Below are 17,000 nucleotides of genomic sequence, written 5' to 3'. Positions count from 1 at the left end.
TGTGGATATCTTTTCGACGCTGTCGCCACCTGGGGGTTCGCGGCAGCCAATGTCGTGACCTGCGGGTTCTTACTGGTTGATGCCGATTGCTTCCGGCTGGTACCTGACGTCTGACGGCCTGTGGACGGCCTGGGCGTCGGTCGGGAACGGCCTGAACGGCCTGGGGCTCGCGCGCGATCTGAGGTCCGTGGGGTGGTATTCGCTCCGGATCGAAGGCTGTGCGCGAGCCTGTTCCACGTTCCCGTGGTGCGATCCGCGCTACGGACGGCAGCTCAGATCAACGTCTGCGCGGATCGTGCCACGGGTGCCAGGGGTCCAGGGGCGGGCGCCCCTGGTACCGACCAGGTTGGCAACGCGTCCTGACCGCCTGAGGCCACATTGCTCTTTATGCGAAGGTCGGTCTCGGGCTAGAACGGCGGGCTCGTTCACCCGTCAGCGCCGGTGAGGCGCTGGAAAAAGTCTTCATGGGACAGACCGCAGAACATCGCAAGGGTCGCGACCTCGTCAGGTTCGAGTGGCACCACGGGCGTCTTGGAGTCGGCGATGAGGCGATTACGTGCCCACCGTCGTAGCGGTTCGAGTTCTGGGTCAATTCCCGCCATGATCACTCGCAGGTCGACCGCGCAAACCAACTTGTGCGGGGGAACCTCTGTCTGCTCCATTGCATCTTTGAGGACGTCCAGGGCAGACACGCCCAGCGCCTGACAGATCGCGACGAATCGGCCTAGCGTGCATTGCCTAGTCCCCTGCTCATATGTCGCCAAGGTCTGTACGTGCAGCTCGAACTCGACCCGCTTGACCACCTGAGACCGTGTCCATCCCAGGTCTTCTCGGGCATTTCTGAGCTGTCGGCCAACGGAGCGGAGCAGCTCAGGCCGCACTAGCGTCCGGTCAGTGTCAACCATCGGTCCTCGTCGGTTTGCATCGGCGCCGCCCGTGCGGTGTGGTGCGTCTCGACCCGGTGGCAGGCTGTGCCGCGCGCCCGCGCGGGCGAAGCGGAGCGGGAGCCCGCGCTGTGGCGCGATGGATACGGACCGGCCTGCCACCAGGACAGGCACACCGCGCCGCGCCGCGCGGGCGGCGCGGCCTTGATCCCATAGAGCCAGATTCAGCAGCAACCACGAACATGCAGGGCCAGCGGCGCGCCCCTTGTCGGCATCTCGGGAAGGTCTTGACTGGTGCGGGCTGGGGGGTGAGACGGCGGGAGCGACGCAGGTTGCCCCCGCTGGAAGTGCGCAAAAGGTTGGATGGGCTAACGGCCCAGTCTGGGGATCACGCGATCGTCGCAGGTGACGAGCGCGCCTCAGAGGGCCTACGGTGGTCGATGTGGATGAGCGTTGGAGTCATAGCGGCAGGAATGCGGATCTGAAAGGACAGGCGGCGTGATCGAGCTTGCCTTGACAGAGGAACGCCGGAAGGTGTTGGCGGCGTTGCTGAATGACGAAGAACGCCTTCGGGTCGAATATCCGAAAGTTGATGACTATCTGAGTACCGCCCTGGGATTGCCAGGAACAGGCGATAATCGGATAGACAACGCGTTCGATCTACGCTTCGTTCATTATGTGACGGGCGGGCGCACGGAAAGCGAGAATCCGTATTGGGACATCGTTTCGCCCTTTGTGCATGAATGCGACGGGCGCAGGCTAGTAAATGCTGGCCATTCGAACGGAAGTGGCCGACTTGCGTATGCCCAGATGCTCTTACAAGGAATATTTGCATATGCGATCCCGTCTCCGGAAACCATAGAGTGGATAGCCGCGTTCTGTGCAGGTAGGCCGATGATCGAACTCGGAGCGGGCCGGGGCTACTGGGCGGCACAGATCACCCGCGCGGGCGTGAGTGTCCAGGCGTACGACTCATCACCCCCAGACAAGGAAGACAATAGTTCCTTCTCGCCTGCGACCGGGCAGATTGAAACCTGGCATCATGTCGGGAATATTGAAGAGTTCGACAGGGATGTAGCCAGTCGGCCGGGCTATGTGCTGTTGCTCTGCTGGCCTCCAGGTTGGGGTGCGCCCATGGCATCGGAAGCCCTGGCAGCATTTGAGAGAGCAGGCGGCGAGCGTCTGATCTTCGTTGGGCAGCACAAGGGGGGAATGACCGGAGACGATGCGTTCTTTGAGGCGTTGTCGAACGGCTGGACACTGGAGTCGGAGGATTCACGACACGTGTCATGGTGGAACATTCCCGATGTCGCCGAGGGGTGGGTACGCCGTTGAAAGTCCGGGCCGGACATCGGTCAGGATGTCCGGCCCAGGCAGGCGGGATGGCCAGCAGTCTCAAGAATCAGGATTGAGATTCATTCTGAACACAAACGCGTCGTAACGGTCTTGCGGGTAGGAGATGTCGGAGATCATCAACATCTGCCCGTCTACCGCGCGGAACTCCTGGCGTACCGTCTTGACGAGGGCTCCCACGGGCGTGCGCAACCACTCCGCATGGACCTTCGTCGGCATCTTGTCGGCAAGGGTTTCCTCTAGAACGGTCGCGCCGGCCGCCCCGTTCGCGCCTACCCGGTGATAGGTGTCCGAGATCGACACAGGATGCCCGCCGCTCGAAACGCGCGTGATGACATAGACAAGCTCGTCCCCAGTCTGAACTCCGAAGATGTCCGCAAGTTCGTCTGTGGCGGAGACTTGCGCGGTTTCGCGGTGAACGTCGACCGACTCTTCGGATTCTGCTCCGAATGACACTTCCGGGCTCTGCATCTGGCGTTCCGGCGAAATGCGCACGAGGTTGGCACGGTCTGCGACGAAGATGCCACGACGGCGAACGGTTCGGACCAGCCCCTGACTCCTGAGTAGCTCCATAGCCTTACGGACCACGATGTCCGACACGCCGTGCTTTTCCGCCATCTCGGCGTGGCTGGGCAACTGGATCCCGGGCGACAGGTCTCCGCCCCGGATGAGCCGCGCGTACGTGCCCGCGATGGAGACATAGGCGGGCTCCCGCACCGGTCCCGGCCCTCCCTCGGTGTCCACCGTGCCACCGCCTGGCCCTGATCCCGTCATCGATCCCGATCCTCCTTCGGTGTCGACCGCGCCACCCCTGGTCGTGATGGCGCGGGGGAGGCGTAGCAGCCTTCGTATACGCACCACTTGTGCGTATACGAAGCTACGTATACGATGGTTTCACGAGGGGGTAGCGCCCCACCTGACGACCAGCGAGAGGACTGCCTACGCCATGGCGATCAGCAAGGGACACCGGTTCCCGATCAACTTCGATGACGCGTTCCCGCAGGGCCTCGTCCTTATCGGCGAGGTTGCTCCGGACACGGAGTACCAGTCACGGGAGGACAGGGCGTCCGGTCGGCCGGTTCGCCAGCGGGTGGATGAGGAGACCGGACAGCGGCAGTGGAAGGCGAAGGTCACCGACCCGGGCGAGCCCAACGCGAAGCGGGCGTCGTTCGAGATCACGTTTCTGGCGGACGTGCAGCCGGTCCCGTCCACCTCGGAGGTGCTGCCGGGTATGCGGCCGATCGAGCTGGCGGGCCTGACCGCTGAGCCGCGTGTGGCGGGCAGTGGGGAGTTCAAGTACCAGTCTTACGTCTACCGGGCCAAGGGGTTTGCGGGCGCGAGCCCGGCCGCCGGTAGTACTCGGGCGGGGAAGTCCGCGAGCGAGGCACCAAACAAGGCCGCGTAGGCACTGGCGGGAACCCCATCGCCGTCGTCCCGTTCTCGGAGTGGGGTGACCGGAACGTGCGCTTCGGGCAGGCGTTCGAGGGCGTGCGGCACGAAAGAAACGACGCCCGACTGGCTATCGTAAGCAGATTTCGCTTTTGAGGGGGCTTAAGAGGCGCACAGCGTCGAACGGTCCATTGCCGGGAAGCCTTGAAAACCGTTCGCCGCCGCGTCTTCCACTGAGCGGAAGAGGTCAATCATGTCACAATCTATCACACGGGGGTCGGGGGGAGAAGTACAGCTAGACCCGATGAGTGCGGACATCCTGCGGGATGTGCATGTGGCGTTAGTGCACGTGCGTCCGCATGTGCAGGCTTCGGCCAGGGAGTGGTTGAGTTTCTTCGGTCGGAGTGCGCGAGCCTATGAGCGGATTGCCGTTCAGGACCGTGGCCACCAGCATGAGGCCCTTTACTGGGCTGCTCGTGAGCGGGAGAAGGCGGAGACTGTTCCGGCGTCCATTCCCAGTGAGGTGTTGGAGAATCGGCCGAATCTGGTTCCCGCTATTCGTGTGGGTACCAGTGTGGATGCCATCCGATCGTTTGCCCTGATCGGTGCGCGGCTGCGAAACGTAGCCGGTGTCAAGGGATTGTCGATCGAGGGTCAGGCCGCCTTCTATGCCGCGTGTGCCGAGTATTACCGGATGGTGGCGGAGATCGACCGGTTTCATCACCACCAGGCGCTTGGCGAGGCAGATCGGTGTTCCCGGCTTGCTGCCGGGTTGGTGGCCGCAGGCCGTGCGGGCAGGTCGACGTCCGACGTGACGGCCAAGGGATCGCAGAAGCGACAGAAGGCAGGTTCGCGGTGAGGGCGTTACGGGTGCCGATCTGGGCGTTCGGCTATGTGTCCGGTGTGGCCGGTGCGAGTCTGTATCGGCGGTGGCGTCGGCGGCGGTGGTTGCTTCGGGCCGCTGGGCCGTTTCAAGGGGACTGCAACTTGTGGACCGATAAGGATTGGGAGTATTACACCTTCTTCGAGGATCGGCGGAAGCGCCTGTGCGCGTGGCGGCAGATGGCCCGGTATCGCGTCGCGGCGGCGACGTACGGGTTGTATCGCCCGGAGAACCTCGACGTCGCGAACCCGTTGTCCGTGCGGGATGCGGCCGATTCCTCCGAGGGGGCGCGATGACCCGGCGGCGGTGGGTCTGGGGCCTGGGCTACGTCTGTGGTGTGGTCGGTGCCAGTGGGTACCGGCGGTGGCGGCGGAAGGCGTTGGCGAACAAGGCGTGGCGGCCGTTCCAGGGTGACCCGGAGAAGTGGACGGAGGTGGATCACCTGGAACACAGTCGGTACGAGAACTGGACGGCGTTCGCCGCCTCGGTTCGGCGGGCCCTGGGCATCGTGGTGGCGAAGACCACGCACGGCCTGTACCGGCCGGAGCATGCGGCCGACCTGGACGCGCATTGGTACCGGCGACACAACTGGGGCACGAAGTGGTCCGACGCCGGAAAGGCGGCGGCGCGGGCGGCGGGAGTCGCCTTATCCAAGCTCACCCACGGCGTGTACCGGCCGGAAGACCTGGACACACCAACGAACGGGAACGTGAACGCGGACGATCATTGACGCTACGGCGGGGTGATTATCGATAATTCGCACGCGGGTCGTGTGACGATTCCGCGCGCCTAGGGAAGGGCTATTTCGGGTTAGGTCACAGGAACGGGTCAATGGTTTGGCGGCCTCGTCCCGTTCCTGTGACTGTCCACTCGGGGGAGTGAACGAAAATGATGGTAAGGGATAGGCGTACCCGTCGCGCAAGGGGGGTCACCCTGGTTCGTCGGACGCGGTGCGGTCAATGCGGGAAATACGCGCGTCTGCTGCCGGGGGATGTGGAGTGCGCGGCGTGCGCGGGAATGCTCGCGCTGATTTTCGACACCATTTCGGTGCCGTCGCAGGCCACGGCTCGGGGTGCGTGGTGAAGGGCGGGAACGGCCGGTGGATCGACCCGGCCCCGTTGGAGGTCGCACGGCCCCGATTGCCGTGGTGGACCATGCTGCCGGGCAAGGCCAAGCTCGTGCTGTTGCCGGTGGTGCTGGTCTGGTTTGCGGTGTGGGTGACGGCGAAGTTCGTGCGGATGAGCTGGTACTACCCGCTCACGGTCGCCTCGGCGGTGTTGGGTCTGCTGGTCTGCAACGTCGGTGGGTGGTGGTTGCTCGGCGGCCTGGTGGTCCCCGTGGTCGCGGGGTTGGCGGTGTGGTGGTGGCAGGCGCCGGATGTGTTCACGCGTCGGATGGCGTGGGCCAGGTCGGAGTTCCGTCGGGTGGCGGTGTACGCGTGGCAATGGCGCACGGTAATGCGCCTGGCCTCGCTGACCGGGAAGGCCGGTCGCCGGGAGCACCTGCCCAAGCTCAAGCGGGTGCGCTCGGAGTGGTGGCGCGACCGGGTGCGGGTCCGCATGGTCAAAGGGCAGGCGCCGGAGCAGTGGGAACTGCGCGCGTCGGGGCTGGCCCACTCGTTCGGCGCCGGTTCATGCCGGGTTCGGGTGGTCAAGCCGGGGCGGTTGGAGCTGGACTTGATGCGGGCCGACCCGCTGGCCAACCCGATCCCCCTCCCGGCCCTGGACACGGCCGCGACGGTCAATCTGAAGAAGGTCCCGGTGGGCCGCACCGAGACCGGTAAGCCTTGGTGCCTGCGGCTGCTGGGCGGCCACCTGCTCACGGTGGGGGCGACCGGTGCGGGCAAGGGCTCGGTCCTGTGGGCGTTGGTCTGGGCGTTGGCGCCGATGGTCAGGGCCGGTGTGGTGCGCCTGGTCGGGATCGACCCCAAGGGCGGTATGGAGCTGGGCCAGTGCCCGGAGGTGTTCTCCGAGTTGGCCTATGACGATCCCGAGGAAGCCGTGGAGCTTCTGGAGAAGGTCGCCAGCGACGTCCGGGCACGCGCCACCCGGTTCCGGGGTGTCCGTCGCACGTGGACCAAGGACAGCGGTGTCCCGTTCACGGTGTTGATCGTGGACGAGTTGGCCGCGCTGATCGCCTATCTGCCGGACAAGCGGCTGCGTGAACGCGCGCAGGCCGCGCTCCAGGTCATCACCTCGCAGGGCCGTGCTCCCGGGGTGTGCGTGGTCGGGTTCGTGCAGGACCCGCGCAAGGAAGTGGTCCCCTTCCGGAACCTGTTCCCCACCCGGGTCGCGATGCGCCTGGACGAAGCGGCCCAAGTGGACATGGTCCTCGGTGACGGCGTCCGCCAGCGCGGTGCGGCGGCCCACGAGATCGCCGAGTCGACTCCTGGTGTGGCGTGGGTGAAGCACGACGGCCAACGCGAACCCGTGCGAGCGAGGGCGTTCCTGGTCACCGACACGAACCTGATCGAACTACGGAACGAGATCACCGGCGGGTCTGCCGTGATCGTCCCGTTCCCCGACACAGACGACTTCACCTCCGGAGGAACAGCAGCATGAACACCACTACCCTCGTGTACGGCAGTCCCACGGCGCTCGTGGACATCCCCGACTATCTGTCCATCATGGACTCTCTTCGTGAGCACCTGGTGGTGTTCGCGGACCTGCCCGTTCCGGCCTACCTGTGTGTCTCCGGGTACGCATCCGGCGACGATACCCACATCAGTGTGCAGTTGCACGGGGGCCGGTTGATCGACACCGTGGGAGATCTCGTCGAGTGGTCCGACACCTTGGTGGACTGCGTGGTGTCCGTGTGGCGGCCGGACAACGACGAATCGGCACACGTGGCGGTCATCGGCACGCTCACCGACGGCCGTGCACGGGTGAGGGTGTGGGCGGGCGTGGACGGCACGCTGGGCATGGAACCCCACCAGCGCAGGACGTTCGGTTCGGAACAGCTCCACGTCTGGGGCGGCGGGTCACCGATGGACGTGACCCCATGACCGCAGACATCGTCGACATCGCCACCCGGACCCGGGGGCCGCTGGCGCGTGAGGTCGTGCGTGTCACCGCCGAACAGCACGGGGTGTGCGTGCGGCCGTTCACGATGGAGGTCACCGACACCACCGATGGCGCGGTCCGCTATGTGGGTGTGCCGTGTGGGTCCACGGTCGAGTCGGTGTGTCTGCCGTGTGCCCGTAAGGCGCGTGCGTTGCGGATCGCCCAGTGCCGGGAGGGGTGGCACCTGACCGAGGAACCGCAGACGCGCGACACCGCCCCGACCGGGGATCACACGGCGTTGGTCGAGCTGCGCGCGGACCTGGTGGCCGCGTACCGGGACACCGCCGGGGCCGATGCGGACGATCTGCGGGAGGAGATCCGCTCGGTGGATGCCGAGCTTCAGCGGCTCGGTGTCCGGGGTCGGTTGCCGTCGCCGGACACGGCCCCGGTGAAGAGGGCGCCGGTGCGCTCGACCAGGCGGCGGCAGGATGCCCCGAACCTGCCCCGGCGCAAGGTCGAGAAGCGCACTGTGGGCCGTGAGTTCGCTGGGCGGTTCCGGCCCTCGATGTTCGTCACCCTCACCTGCGACACCTACGGCCCCGTCCGCTCCGATGGTTCCCCGGTCGACCCGGGCACCTATGACTATCGGCGGGCGGCCCGGGACGCGGTGCACTTCGCCTCGCTGGTGGACCGGTGGTGGCAGAACCTACGCCGCGTCGTCGGGTGGGATGTGCAGTACTTCGCCACGGTCGAACCCCAGCGCAGAACAGCACCTCATTTGCACGCGGGAATCCGCGGGGCCATCCCGCACGACACGATCCGACAGGTAACGGCCGCTACCTATCTCCAGGTGTGGTGGCCCCCGCACGACGAACCGGTCTACGGCGGCGACAGGCTGCCGGTGTGGGACGCGCACACTGCCGCGTTCGTCGACCCGGAGACTCGGAAACCGCTCACCACCTGGGCGGACGCGGTCGACCTGGTGGACGAGCCCGCCCACGTCGCCACCTTCGGCGCCCAGGTGCACTCCAAGGGCGTCCTCGGCGGCACCGAGGAAGCCGGACGCCACATCGGCTACCTGACCAAGTACCTCACGAAGTCCACCGGCGAGATCATCACCGCCACCACTCCCGGCCAGCGTGACCACCACGAACGACTCCACGCCGAACTCGCGATCACGCCCTGTTCGCCCCGGTGCGCGGTGTGGCTGCTCTACGGCGTCCACCCCCAGGGCACCACCTCCAGGACCATCCCCGGGCACTGCAAGGGACGCGCTCACCGACGCACCACCCTCGGCCTGCCAGGTCGGCGGGTGCTGGTGTCCCGGAAGTGGTCGGGCAAGACGCTGGCCGATCACAAGGCCGACCGGGCCGCGTTCGTCGCCCAGGCCCTGGCGGCGGTGGGGATCGTCAAACCCGCCCGGGATACCTCGGCCTGGGCCTGGCGGAGGCTCGCCCCCGGCGACCGTAACGCCCCGCCGAGAGACCACCTGATCATGCGGGCCATAGCCGAACGCGTGACCTGGCGGGCCGAATACGACACGGCGTTGTTGGCCGCTGCCGGGCCACCAGGCGGGCCGGGTGTTTCAGCAACCGCGACTGCGGCGTGACCGGACTGGGGGGATAGACCATGGATGATAGCGGATTACCGACCCGATTGTGGACCACGGAAGAGCTGGCCGAACTATTGCGGCTGCCGGAGAAGACGCTGGCCGAATGGCGCCACAAGGGCACCGGTCCGGCCTTCGTGCGCATGGGCAAACATGTCCGCTATCGGCCGGAGGATATCGCCGCATGGCTTGACGCCAGCACCGAGGGCCAGCTAGCCGCCTGACCAATATTTCAGCAATCACGACGAAAGGAAAACGGGGTACTCCCATGGCCGGACACGTTGAGGATCGCTGGTACAAGGACAGGAAAGATGCGACCGGGAACGTCATTGTCGGAAAGAACGGCCGTCCCCTCAAAGACAAGACCGCGCTGCACGGCACGGGTATGCGCTATCGTGTCCGCTACTACGCAGACGGCAGCGAGCGGTCCAAGAGCTTCCCGGACCGCAGCCTGGGTGAAGCCGAGAAGTTCCTGGCGTTGCACCAGGTAAGCCCGCTTGTGAAGCTGCTGCCGGCCTCTAAGCCTGAGGAGAAGCCGGAACCGAAATTGATCACCTTCCGGGACTACACAACGGAAGTGCGCAAAGGTCGATCCAAAGACCCGATCGCCGTGGCCAGTGTGGACACCAGGTTGAACACCATGGTCCTGCCCTACCTCGGCGACGTGCCTGTCCAGCACTTCACAACCAGCACTATGCGAGAGTGGCTGGACTGGTCAAGCGGAAGAGGCGTAAAGGATTCCTACCGGGCGCAGATTTTCGACACGATCTCGGGATTTCTGCAAGCAGCCGTCTTTGACGGGTTGCTCGAACGAAACCCTTGCAAGGCTGACAGCGTCCGCAGGCCGGTTCCCGAGGAATACCGGCCGGAGCCCTGGCCTCGGGAAAAGTGCCTCACTATCCGTAGCGGCCTCCCTCCGGAGTATCGACCATTGATGGACATCGCCCTGCGTGCCGGACACCGCCAAATGGAAGCACTCGCATTCAGCCCGGACGACATGGACCGAAATAACCTCAAGCTTCACATTCAACGGCAAATCCGCTGGATCAACGGGAAGCCCGTGTTCGGACTGCCCAAGCGGCGCAAGACACGCGAAGTCTTCATCACCGAGGACTTCATCACGATGGTTGACGACCACACCACCGCTCACGAACCATATGACGTCACCCTGCCGTGGCTGGTCCCGGATGGAGACCTCATCACCGTGCGACTACTCGTCCCCGGACCTCCGCCGTCGCAACGCCACCCCTTCCCGCCCCCAGTGTGGCGCGGGAACAACTTCGCCCGGGACATCTGGGTACCCGCCTTCCAGACCACCGCCACCCCCTACCGCAAACGCATCGACGGCTTCCACGCCCTACGCCACACCTTCGCATCCAACCTCCTGGCCCACGGCGTGAGCCTCATCGAGCTGGCGAACCTCCTGGGCCACCTTGACCCGGCCTTCACCGCCCGCACCTACACCCACCTCATCCCCGAAAGCCCCCACCGCATCCGCCGGGCCATGACTGAGGCATGGCTGCCAAGCCCTCATCTCACGGCCTGAGGACGGCCCACGGTGATCACTAAACGCATCTCCCCAGTTCAGGCGAGGTATCGGAAAGAATGTGGATAACTTCTGTCGCTCGGATGGGTGGAGTCGGATGTGGGGGGTTGCTTGTCTACCAGGGGGTTGAGCGGGCGGGAGGGGTGAGTGGGAGCTGGGCGGGAAAGTCGTCCGGGATGGGGATTGGTAGACGTGGGGGTGGCCGCGCCGCCGCGAGTCTGCCGGGATGTGTTTCGCGGCAAACGGTCCCGCCGCATGACCCGCCGCTCCCAGGGGGATCCCCCAGGGCCCATTCTAGTCGGCGGGGGCGACAGTGGATCTTGGGAAGGGGGTGGTGGGGTGGGGGCTGTGGATAACTTTTGTCGCTGGGGTGGGTGAAAACCTGGGGGGTTTGCAGGGGGATTGGCAGGTCAGGCGTGCGGTGGGGGTGGGGTGTGGGAAATCGGGTCGGGTGGGGTGGGTTGGCGGTTGCGGTCGAAGAAGGCGGCGGCTGCCATGAGGGTCAGCTGGGCGATGGCGCGGTGCGGGCGGCGGTGGCGCCAGGCAGTGGTGAGGAGGCCGCGGTGGGCGGCGAGGTGGTGGGCCAGGGTGTCGTGGCCGAGGTTGTGGGCGCGGCCGAAGTGGCGGTAGGCGGCGCGGAAGTCGCGGGCGGCCAGGGCGGTTCTGCCGTGGGCCATCTCGATGTCGTAGTCGGTGTCGGGCAAGGGGGTCCTCCGGTTCACAGGCCCTCGATCAGGACGGCGAAGGCCTCGTCGATGAGGTCGTCCAGGGGGCGGGGGTCGGCGCGGCCGCGGTTCTCGGCGGCCTGCAGGGCGGCGAAGGCGGCGCCCACCAGCACTGTCGGGTAGAGACCGGCGGACCTGGGCGGGCCGACGCGGGTGGCGATCTCGGCGGACAGGGCGGCGATGGTGAGGTCGGCCTGGTCGAGGCGAAGGCGGGAGAACAGCTCCGGGTGGCGTCGGTAGAGCTGTTGCAGCAGCTCCCATTCCTCCGCCAGGTGGGCGAAGTCGGCCGCGAGGGCCATCGCCTTGAGTACCTCGCGCAGCGCGATGGCCGGAGGTTCGTCGGGGGGGCGGGCTCGGAGTTCTCCGACGATCTCCTCGGTGGTCCACTGGTGCGGTTCGATCGAGAAGGCCGCGTCCTTGGTGGGGAAATAGTTGAAGAACGTGCGCGGGGCGATGTCGGCGGCCGCGCTGATCTCCTCCACCGTCACCGCGTCGGGGCCGCCGTTGGACAGGGCCAAGCGGACCGCGGCGCCGCGGATGGCGACTCGGCGCGCGATCCGGCGGCGTTCGCGGCGGGCGTCCCCAGCGGTCATATTTGCAGAGTATGCAAGATATGCACTGGCTGCAAGTATCAGTCCTCGCCGGAGAACCGCTCCCAGGCGGACTGGCGGGTGACGCCCAGGGCCTGGCCGATCTGGGTCCACGTGCCGCCCAGCGCGCGGGCCTTCGCGACCCAGAGGGCGAGGTTGCGTTCCGCCTGCGCGCCCGCGGCGGCCACCGGGCCGAGCGCGGTGAGGACCTCGGTCAGGGACATGTCCCGGTCCCAGGGCGCCACGGGGGAGTCCGGCGCGCCGGTGGCCTCGCGGATCACTTCGGCGGCGAGGGCGACGCAGCCGTCGCAGATGAAGACCCCCGGGCCCGCGACCAGCTTGCCGACCTCGGGGCTGGGCTTGGCGCAGAAGGAGCAATTCGCGATCGCGGACATGTAAGGACCTCCCTGACGTGGTGTCAGGGGCGACCTTACGCGCGTCAGGGTGTGCCTGACAAGATCAGTTCGGAGCGGCCGCGCGCAGGGCGGGCAGGAGTTCCTGCCGGGCGGCCGCGAGGAAGTGATCCTGATGGGTTCCACCGACCTGGATCAGGGCGAGGTCGGTGAACCCCGCCTCCCAGTACGCCGCGGCCGCCTGCACCACCGCGTCCACGTCCGCGCCGCACGGGATGTGCGCCGCGACGTCGTCCGGTCGCACGAACCGGGTCGCGGCCGCGAACGCCGACGGGCCCGGGAGCTCCGCGTTGACCTTCCAGCCGCCCAGCGCCCACCGGAACTGGTCGTGGGCGCGGGCGACCGCCGCGTCCCGGTCGGTGTCCCAGCTGATCGGGAACTGGCCGATCTTGCGACTCTCCGCCCGCGCCACCCCGTCCCACGCCCGGCACAGCCCGGCGTCCGGGTCGACCGCGATCATGTGGTCGGCCAGCGGTGCCAGCCTGCCGACCGACCGGTCGCCGGACACCGCCGCCGCGATCGGCACCCGCGTGTCGGGCAGGTCCCACAGCTTCGCCGAGTCCGTCTGGAAATGCTCGCCCACATAGTCGACGTGACCGCCGTCGAACAGCGCGGCGATGATGTCCACGGCCTCCACCAGCATGTCGTGGCGGAGGTTCACCGGCGGCCAGCCGCGGCCGAGCACGTGTTCGTTGAGGTTCTCGCCCGCGCCGACGCCCAGCGTGAACCTGTTGTGGGACAGCGATTGCACCGTGGCGGCCTGTTGCGCGACGAGCACCGGGTGGTAGCGCATGGTCGGGCAGGTCACGTAGGTCATCAGCTCGACGCGCCCGGTCACCTGGGTCACCGCGCCCAGCACCGCCCAGGCGTTCGGGGCGTGCCCCTGCTCGGACAGCCACGGCGAGTAATGGTCGCTGATCACCTCGAAATCGAACCCGGCCTGCTCCGCGCCCGCCGCGTGCCGAACCAGGGCGCTCGGACCAGCCTGCTCGGTCATCAGCGTGTAACCGAAGCGGGTCACCGCTCCGCCCTCGGCCCCTCGCGCTCCGCCGCCGACTCGGGTTCCGGCGGGGCCGGGTTCGCCACGTCGTCGGACGGCTCGTCCACCCGGTCGTCGAGATCGGGCAGCGGCGAGGTCGGGCCGGGGCGGTCCGCGTCGGGCACGGCCACGTCCGGCTCCTCGGCGGCCAGCCGGTGGTCGAGATCCTCGCCCGCGCGCTCCTCCGCCGCGGTCATCCCGTGGCGGTCGGACTCCGCCCAGTGCTCCGGGGGCTCGACGCCCTCCTCAAGCGGGTCCACGCTCAGGTTGTCCTCGTCCAGGCTCTCCGCCGGGCTCAGGTAACCGTCGGTGCTCATGCCGCTGTGCTACCCGGCGGTGCCCCGGGGCAAACTCGTCCGCGCGGCGAGCACCCGTCTACCCGGCCCGTGCCGGTGAACGTCTCGCGCCCGCGGTGGGGAGAGCACCGGGAAACGGGGCGGCGCCCACGGGAGCCGTCCCGTTCTCCGTCCATATGGGACGTCCTAGTCGTACCCGCGGACGATGTTGTCGTTGTCGTCGAAGATCTCCTCGTCCACCACAAGCCCCTCTCCGCAGAGCCGAGCAGAACAGTCCGGCCGCTCCGTTGTAACAGCATGCTCTTGAGAGCCGTTCGAGCCACGCGGAAGACGCTGGTCAGGTCGGTCGTCGAGTGGGTACTCCCGTCCGGCAGGCACGTACGAGGAGGACCGATTGGCGACACACGACTCGACCGCGCTGGCCCTGGGAGTCGAGGAGGAGTTCCTGCTCGTCGACCCGAAGGGCAGGTTGGTGGATCAAGGGCCGGAGACCGCCGAGCGCGGTATCGCCGCCGTCGACGGTGATCCCGACCTGAAACCGGAGTTGCTGCGCGCCATGGTGGAGTCGGCCACCGGCATCTGTCGGAGCGCGCACCAGGTCGTCGAGGAACTGACCGAGCTGCGCGGTGCGTTGGCCGGTGCGGCGCGCGAACAAGGGGCGCTGCTGGTCGCCACCGGTACGGCGCCGCATCAGCAGCCCGACTTCACGCAGGCAGGGCCCGGCGCGCGCTACCGGCGGATCACCGCCCACGTCGGCGAGTTCATGTTCTCCGGGATGACCTGCGGCTGCCACGTGCATGTGGGCGTGGAGGACACCGCGGCGGCGTTGCGCGCGGCCAACCATCTGCGCCTGTGGTTGCCCGCGCTGATCACCGTCTGCGCGAACTCGCCGTTCCACGACGGCCGCGACACCGGCTACGCCAGCACCCGGCACCTGCTCTGGGAGCGTTGGCCGTCCGCGGGCCCACCGCCCTATCTGGACTCGGTGGAGCAGTACGAGGAACTGGTGGAGGGCCTGCTGGCCACGGGGGCCATTCTCGACCGCAAGATGGTCTACTTCGACGTCCGTCCGTCGGAGGACCAGCCCACTGTGGAGACCCGGATCAGCGACGTCGCACCCACCCCGCGCGAGGCCGCGCTGCTGGCCGTGCTGATCCGTTCGATCGTGGCCGAGGCGCTCGACAGCGAACGGGACTTTCCCCGCGTGCCCACCCAGATCGTGCGCGCGGCCCAGTGGCGGGCGGCCAAGGACGGTTGGGGCGCGGTCGTGCCCGACCCGTTGTCGGACGGCTACCGTCCCGCGCCGCAGATCTTCGCCGACCTGGTCGCCAGGCACGCGCCCGCGCTGCGTCGCTCGGGAGAGCTGGAGCTTGTGCGGTCGACGTTGTCATCATTGGCGGAGACGGGCGACGGGGCGACCCGGCAGCGGGCAGCGGGGCTCGACGGTGTGGTGGCGATGCTCGCCGCCCAGACGGAGGGCACGCGCGTGTGCGGTTCACGGTCACCCTGAGGCGCTCCGGCGACACTACTCACCGTGACCGTTCCGAGGCGTCTCGGACCGATCAGTCGGCGGGGGTGCGGCATTCCCTCCGGGCAGGCCTGTCCTGATTCCACCCGGATGTACCCGTCTACCGGTCGGGGCATTCGGTGTCATAGTTGACGGATGCCTACCCGAGTGCGCGAGACCGAACGCAAGTACCAGGCGCCCGCGGACTTCGAGCTGCCGGACCTGACGGCGGCCGATCCGGTGCACAGCTGCGCGGGCCCCGTCCGGTCCGAACTGGACGCCACCTACTTCGACACCGCCGACCTGCGGCTCGCCCGCGCGGGCATCACGCTGCGCAGGCGCACCGGCGGCGGCGACGCGGGCTGGCACGCCAAGCTCCCGGTCGCCCCGGACGTGCGCGACGAGATCCGGGTGCCGCTGGGCCGGGCCAGGACGAAGGTGCCCGACGACCTCGCCGCGCTGGTCCGCGCGCACACCCTCGGGGAGCCGCTCACCCCGGTCGTGCGGATCACCACCGAGCGTGACGAGTGGGAGCTCCGGTCCGCCGACGGCACCACGATCGCGCTGTTGGCCGACGACCGGGTGACCGCCCACCCGCTCGACGAGGAGCCGCGGAGCTGGCGGGAGCTGGAGGTCGAGGCCACCGACCGGGACGTGCTGACCGCCGTCGGCGCGGCCCTGGGCGCCAAGCCCGCGAAGTCGACGTCGAAGCTCGCCCAGGCCCTGGGGACGCGGGCGAAGGTGCACCCGCTGCCGGAACTGTCGGCAGACCCCACTGCGGGGGAGGTCGCGCTGACGTATCTGCGCGCGCAGGTCTCGGCACTGCGCGCGAACGACACGGGCGTGCGGCTCGACACGGACGACGCGGTCCACCAGTTCCGCGTCGCGTGTCGGCGGTTGCGCAGCGCACTGCGCGCGTTCCGCCCTTTACTCGACCATGCCCGGGTCGGTGCGCTGCGCGCCGAACTGAAGTGGCTGGGCGCGGAGGCGTCGCCCGCGCGGGACACCGAGGTGCTGGGGGAGGAGCTGACGCTGGAACTCGCACGGCTGCCCAGCGAGAACGTGCTGGGTGCCGTTCCCGCGCAGATCACCGCCGAACTCGCCCGCGCCGCGGCGGATGCCCGCACGGCTGTGCTGTCCGCAGCGGATAGTGACCGGTATTTGGCTCTGCTGAAGGACTTGGACGCTTTCATTTCCGATCCACCGTGGACCGATCGTGCTTCTCGGCCTGCGGTGTCGGAACTGCGGAAGCCGGTGCGCAAGGCCTGGCGGCGGTTGGCGGCCTCGGTCGCGGCGCTGGACGACGCGGATGAGCGCGATGTCGCGTTGCACCAGGTGCGCAAGGACGCGAAGAAGGTCCGGTACGCGGCGGAGGCGGTGGCGCCGGTCTTCGGGCGGAAGCTGGACCGGTGGCGGAAGCGGGTGAAGAAGACCCAGACCGCGCTGGGAACGCACCAGGACGCGGTGGTGGCCCGTGGGCGGCTGCGGGAGATGGGTGTGCGGGCGCATCTGTCGGGGGACAACGGGTTCACGTATGGAGTGCTGCACGCGCGCCAGGACGCACGCGCGGAACGCGCCGAGGCCGACTTCACGCGCGCGTGGAGGCAGCTGCTGGGCGTGAAGGCGCCGCGTTGGCTCCGGTGAGATCGGGGCGCCGGGCGGGTTCGCGCTCGCCCGGCGGTTGTCCACAGGCAAGATCATGTACGGCGCGGGATCTTCGTCGTTCGCGGTATGATCGAGACATGGGGGATCCCTCCTTGAGTG

At 67.8% G+C, this 17,000-nt stretch carries 19 protein-coding genes and 1 pseudogene; 12 read left to right on the top strand and 8 right to left on the bottom strand.

Annotation, left to right across the window (positions count from 1 at the left end; translation table 11 throughout):
- Positions 1–425 precede the first annotated feature (425 nt).
- Both C503_RS48065 and C503_RS48940 read right to left on the bottom strand, forming a co-directional pair.
- A complete protein-coding gene (locus tag C503_RS48065; RefSeq protein ID WP_245572542.1) occupies positions 426–692 on the bottom strand; it encodes an XRE family transcriptional regulator in 267 nt (88 codons plus the stop codon).
- 3 nt (positions 693–695) lie between these two features.
- Positions 696–905, bottom strand: a pseudogene (locus C503_RS48940) (helix-turn-helix domain-containing protein); the annotation flags it as partial.
- A 477-nt stretch (positions 906–1,382) separates the two neighbouring features.
- Between C503_RS48940 and C503_RS44905 the strand changes: the two are divergent.
- The gene (locus C503_RS44905; RefSeq protein WP_084477235.1) at positions 1,383–2,219 is read left to right on the top strand and encodes a hypothetical protein; all 837 of its coding nucleotides are present in this window, start codon (positions 1,383–1,385) and stop codon (positions 2,217–2,219) included.
- Between the two features lie 60 nt (positions 2,220–2,279).
- Here C503_RS44905 and C503_RS0125080 read toward each other — a convergent pair whose 3' ends face one another.
- On the bottom strand, positions 2,280–2,954 hold the full coding sequence (locus tag C503_RS0125080) for a GntR family transcriptional regulator (RefSeq protein WP_018684113.1): 675 nt from the start codon (positions 2,952–2,954) through the stop codon (positions 2,280–2,282).
- A gap of 229 nt (positions 2,955–3,183) precedes the next feature.
- On the opposite strand from C503_RS0125080, the gene C503_RS0125075 reads away from it, so the two are divergent.
- The 9 genes from C503_RS0125075 to C503_RS0125035 all read left to right on the top strand — a co-directional run bounded on the left by C503_RS0125075 (position 3,184) and on the right by C503_RS0125035 (position 10,666).
- Positions 3,184–3,642, top strand: coding sequence for a hypothetical protein (locus C503_RS0125075; RefSeq protein WP_018684112.1), 459 nt, complete (start codon positions 3,184–3,186; stop codon positions 3,640–3,642).
- Between the two features lie 288 nt (positions 3,643–3,930).
- Complete coding sequence (locus C503_RS47400; protein WP_211222432.1) at positions 3,931–4,485, top strand: AMED_5909 family protein; 555 nt, start codon at positions 3,931–3,933, stop codon at positions 4,483–4,485.
- A gap of 11 nt (positions 4,486–4,496) precedes the next feature.
- On the top strand, positions 4,497–4,805 hold the full coding sequence (locus tag C503_RS46195) for a hypothetical protein (protein WP_026316523.1): 309 nt from the start codon (positions 4,497–4,499) through the stop codon (positions 4,803–4,805).
- Positions 4,802–5,239, top strand: a complete 438-nt coding sequence (locus tag C503_RS0125060; RefSeq protein ID WP_018684110.1) for a hypothetical protein — start codon at positions 4,802–4,804, stop codon at positions 5,237–5,239. The genes C503_RS46195 and C503_RS0125060 overlap by 4 nt, the downstream gene beginning before the upstream one ends.
- 349 nt (positions 5,240–5,588) lie before the next feature.
- Positions 5,589–7,070, top strand: a complete 1,482-nt coding sequence (locus tag C503_RS0125055; RefSeq protein WP_018684109.1) for an FtsK/SpoIIIE domain-containing protein — start codon at positions 5,589–5,591, stop codon at positions 7,068–7,070.
- Positions 7,067–7,513 (top strand): hypothetical protein, encoded by a 447-nt coding sequence (locus C503_RS0125050; RefSeq protein ID WP_018684108.1) that lies wholly within the window; start codon positions 7,067–7,069, stop codon positions 7,511–7,513. Before C503_RS0125055 ends, C503_RS0125050 begins: the two co-directional genes overlap by 4 nt.
- Positions 7,510–9,120, top strand: a complete 1,611-nt coding sequence (locus C503_RS0125045; RefSeq protein ID WP_018684107.1) for a replication initiator — start codon at positions 7,510–7,512, stop codon at positions 9,118–9,120. The genes C503_RS0125050 and C503_RS0125045 overlap by 4 nt, the downstream gene beginning before the upstream one ends.
- A 20-nt stretch (positions 9,121–9,140) precedes the next feature.
- Positions 9,141–9,344, top strand: coding sequence for a helix-turn-helix transcriptional regulator (locus tag C503_RS0125040; RefSeq protein ID WP_026316522.1), 204 nt, complete (start codon positions 9,141–9,143; stop codon positions 9,342–9,344).
- A 44-nt stretch (positions 9,345–9,388) separates the two neighbouring features.
- Entirely contained in the window at positions 9,389–10,666 is a 1,278-nt protein-coding gene (locus C503_RS0125035; protein ID WP_018684105.1) for a tyrosine-type recombinase/integrase, read from the top strand.
- A gap of 410 nt (positions 10,667–11,076) precedes the next feature.
- Here the strand turns inward: C503_RS0125035 and C503_RS48605 are convergent, their stop codons facing one another.
- From C503_RS48605 to C503_RS40750, 5 genes are all read right to left on the bottom strand, one after another.
- Positions 11,077–11,370, bottom strand: coding sequence for a DUF3703 domain-containing protein (locus tag C503_RS48605; RefSeq protein ID WP_018684981.1), 294 nt, complete (start codon positions 11,368–11,370; stop codon positions 11,077–11,079).
- 14 nt (positions 11,371–11,384) lie between these two features.
- The gene (locus tag C503_RS40755; RefSeq protein ID WP_018684980.1) at positions 11,385–11,984 is read right to left on the bottom strand and encodes a TetR/AcrR family transcriptional regulator; all 600 of its coding nucleotides are present in this window, start codon (positions 11,982–11,984) and stop codon (positions 11,385–11,387) included.
- A 38-nt stretch (positions 11,985–12,022) separates the two neighbouring features.
- Entirely contained in the window at positions 12,023–12,376 is a 354-nt protein-coding gene (locus tag C503_RS48935; RefSeq protein WP_018684979.1) for a ClpX C4-type zinc finger protein, read from the bottom strand.
- Positions 12,377–12,440: 64 nt separating this feature from the next.
- Positions 12,441–13,391, bottom strand: a complete 951-nt coding sequence (locus tag C503_RS0125015) for a TIGR03557 family F420-dependent LLM class oxidoreductase (RefSeq protein WP_033401030.1) — start codon at positions 13,389–13,391, stop codon at positions 12,441–12,443.
- 20 nt (positions 13,392–13,411) lie between these two features.
- A complete protein-coding gene (locus C503_RS40750) occupies positions 13,412–13,750 on the bottom strand; it encodes a hypothetical protein (protein ID WP_018684977.1) in 339 nt (112 codons plus the stop codon).
- A gap of 373 nt (positions 13,751–14,123) precedes the next feature.
- Between C503_RS40750 and C503_RS0125005 the strand changes: the two genes are divergently transcribed.
- Entirely contained in the window at positions 14,124–15,239 is a 1,116-nt protein-coding gene (locus C503_RS0125005) for a carboxylate-amine ligase (RefSeq protein WP_018684976.1), read from the top strand.
- Between the two features lie 153 nt (positions 15,240–15,392).
- Positions 15,393–16,880, top strand: coding sequence for a CYTH and CHAD domain-containing protein (locus C503_RS0125000; protein ID WP_026316680.1), 1,488 nt, complete (start codon positions 15,393–15,395; stop codon positions 16,878–16,880).
- The last annotated feature ends 120 nt before the right edge of the window (positions 16,881–17,000 follow it).

Origin of the sequence: Actinokineospora enzanensis DSM 44649 (assembly GCF_000374445.1) — a bacterium.
Classification (GTDB): Bacteria; Actinomycetota; Actinomycetes; order Mycobacteriales; family Pseudonocardiaceae; genus Actinokineospora; species Actinokineospora enzanensis.
Note: the sequence above shows the minus strand (reverse complement) of the source record. Positions and strands in the feature narration are given on the sequence as shown.

Excerpts from the sequence above, each read along its gene's own strand:
- C503_RS0125075 (WP_018684112.1), top strand. The coding sequence starts at position 3,184 with ATGGCGATCAGCAAGGGACACCGGTTCCCGATCAACTTCGATGACGCG.
- C503_RS0125015 (WP_033401030.1), bottom strand. The coding sequence starts at position 13,391 with ATGACCGAGCAGGCTGGTCCGAGCGCCCTGGTTCGGCACGCGGCGGGC.
- C503_RS0125060 (WP_018684110.1), top strand. The coding sequence starts at position 4,802 with ATGACCCGGCGGCGGTGGGTCTGGGGCCTGGGCTACGTCTGTGGTGTG.
- C503_RS0125035 (WP_018684105.1), top strand. The coding sequence starts at position 9,389 with ATGGCCGGACACGTTGAGGATCGCTGGTACAAGGACAGGAAAGATGCG.
- C503_RS0125000 (WP_026316680.1), top strand. The coding sequence starts at position 15,393 with ATGCCTACCCGAGTGCGCGAGACCGAACGCAAGTACCAGGCGCCCGCG.
- C503_RS40755 (WP_018684980.1), bottom strand. The coding sequence starts at position 11,984 with ATGACCGCTGGGGACGCCCGCCGCGAACGCCGCCGGATCGCGCGCCGA.
- C503_RS47400 (WP_211222432.1), top strand. The coding sequence starts at position 3,931 with ATGAGTGCGGACATCCTGCGGGATGTGCATGTGGCGTTAGTGCACGTG.
- C503_RS40750 (WP_018684977.1), bottom strand. The coding sequence starts at position 13,750 with ATGAGCACCGACGGTTACCTGAGCCCGGCGGAGAGCCTGGACGAGGAC.
- C503_RS0125040 (WP_026316522.1), top strand. The coding sequence starts at position 9,141 with ATGGATGATAGCGGATTACCGACCCGATTGTGGACCACGGAAGAGCTG.
- C503_RS0125045 (WP_018684107.1), top strand. The coding sequence starts at position 7,510 with ATGACCGCAGACATCGTCGACATCGCCACCCGGACCCGGGGGCCGCTG.
- C503_RS0125050 (WP_018684108.1), top strand. The coding sequence starts at position 7,067 with ATGAACACCACTACCCTCGTGTACGGCAGTCCCACGGCGCTCGTGGAC.
- C503_RS48935 (WP_018684979.1), bottom strand. The coding sequence starts at position 12,376 with ATGTCCGCGATCGCGAATTGCTCCTTCTGCGCCAAGCCCAGCCCCGAG.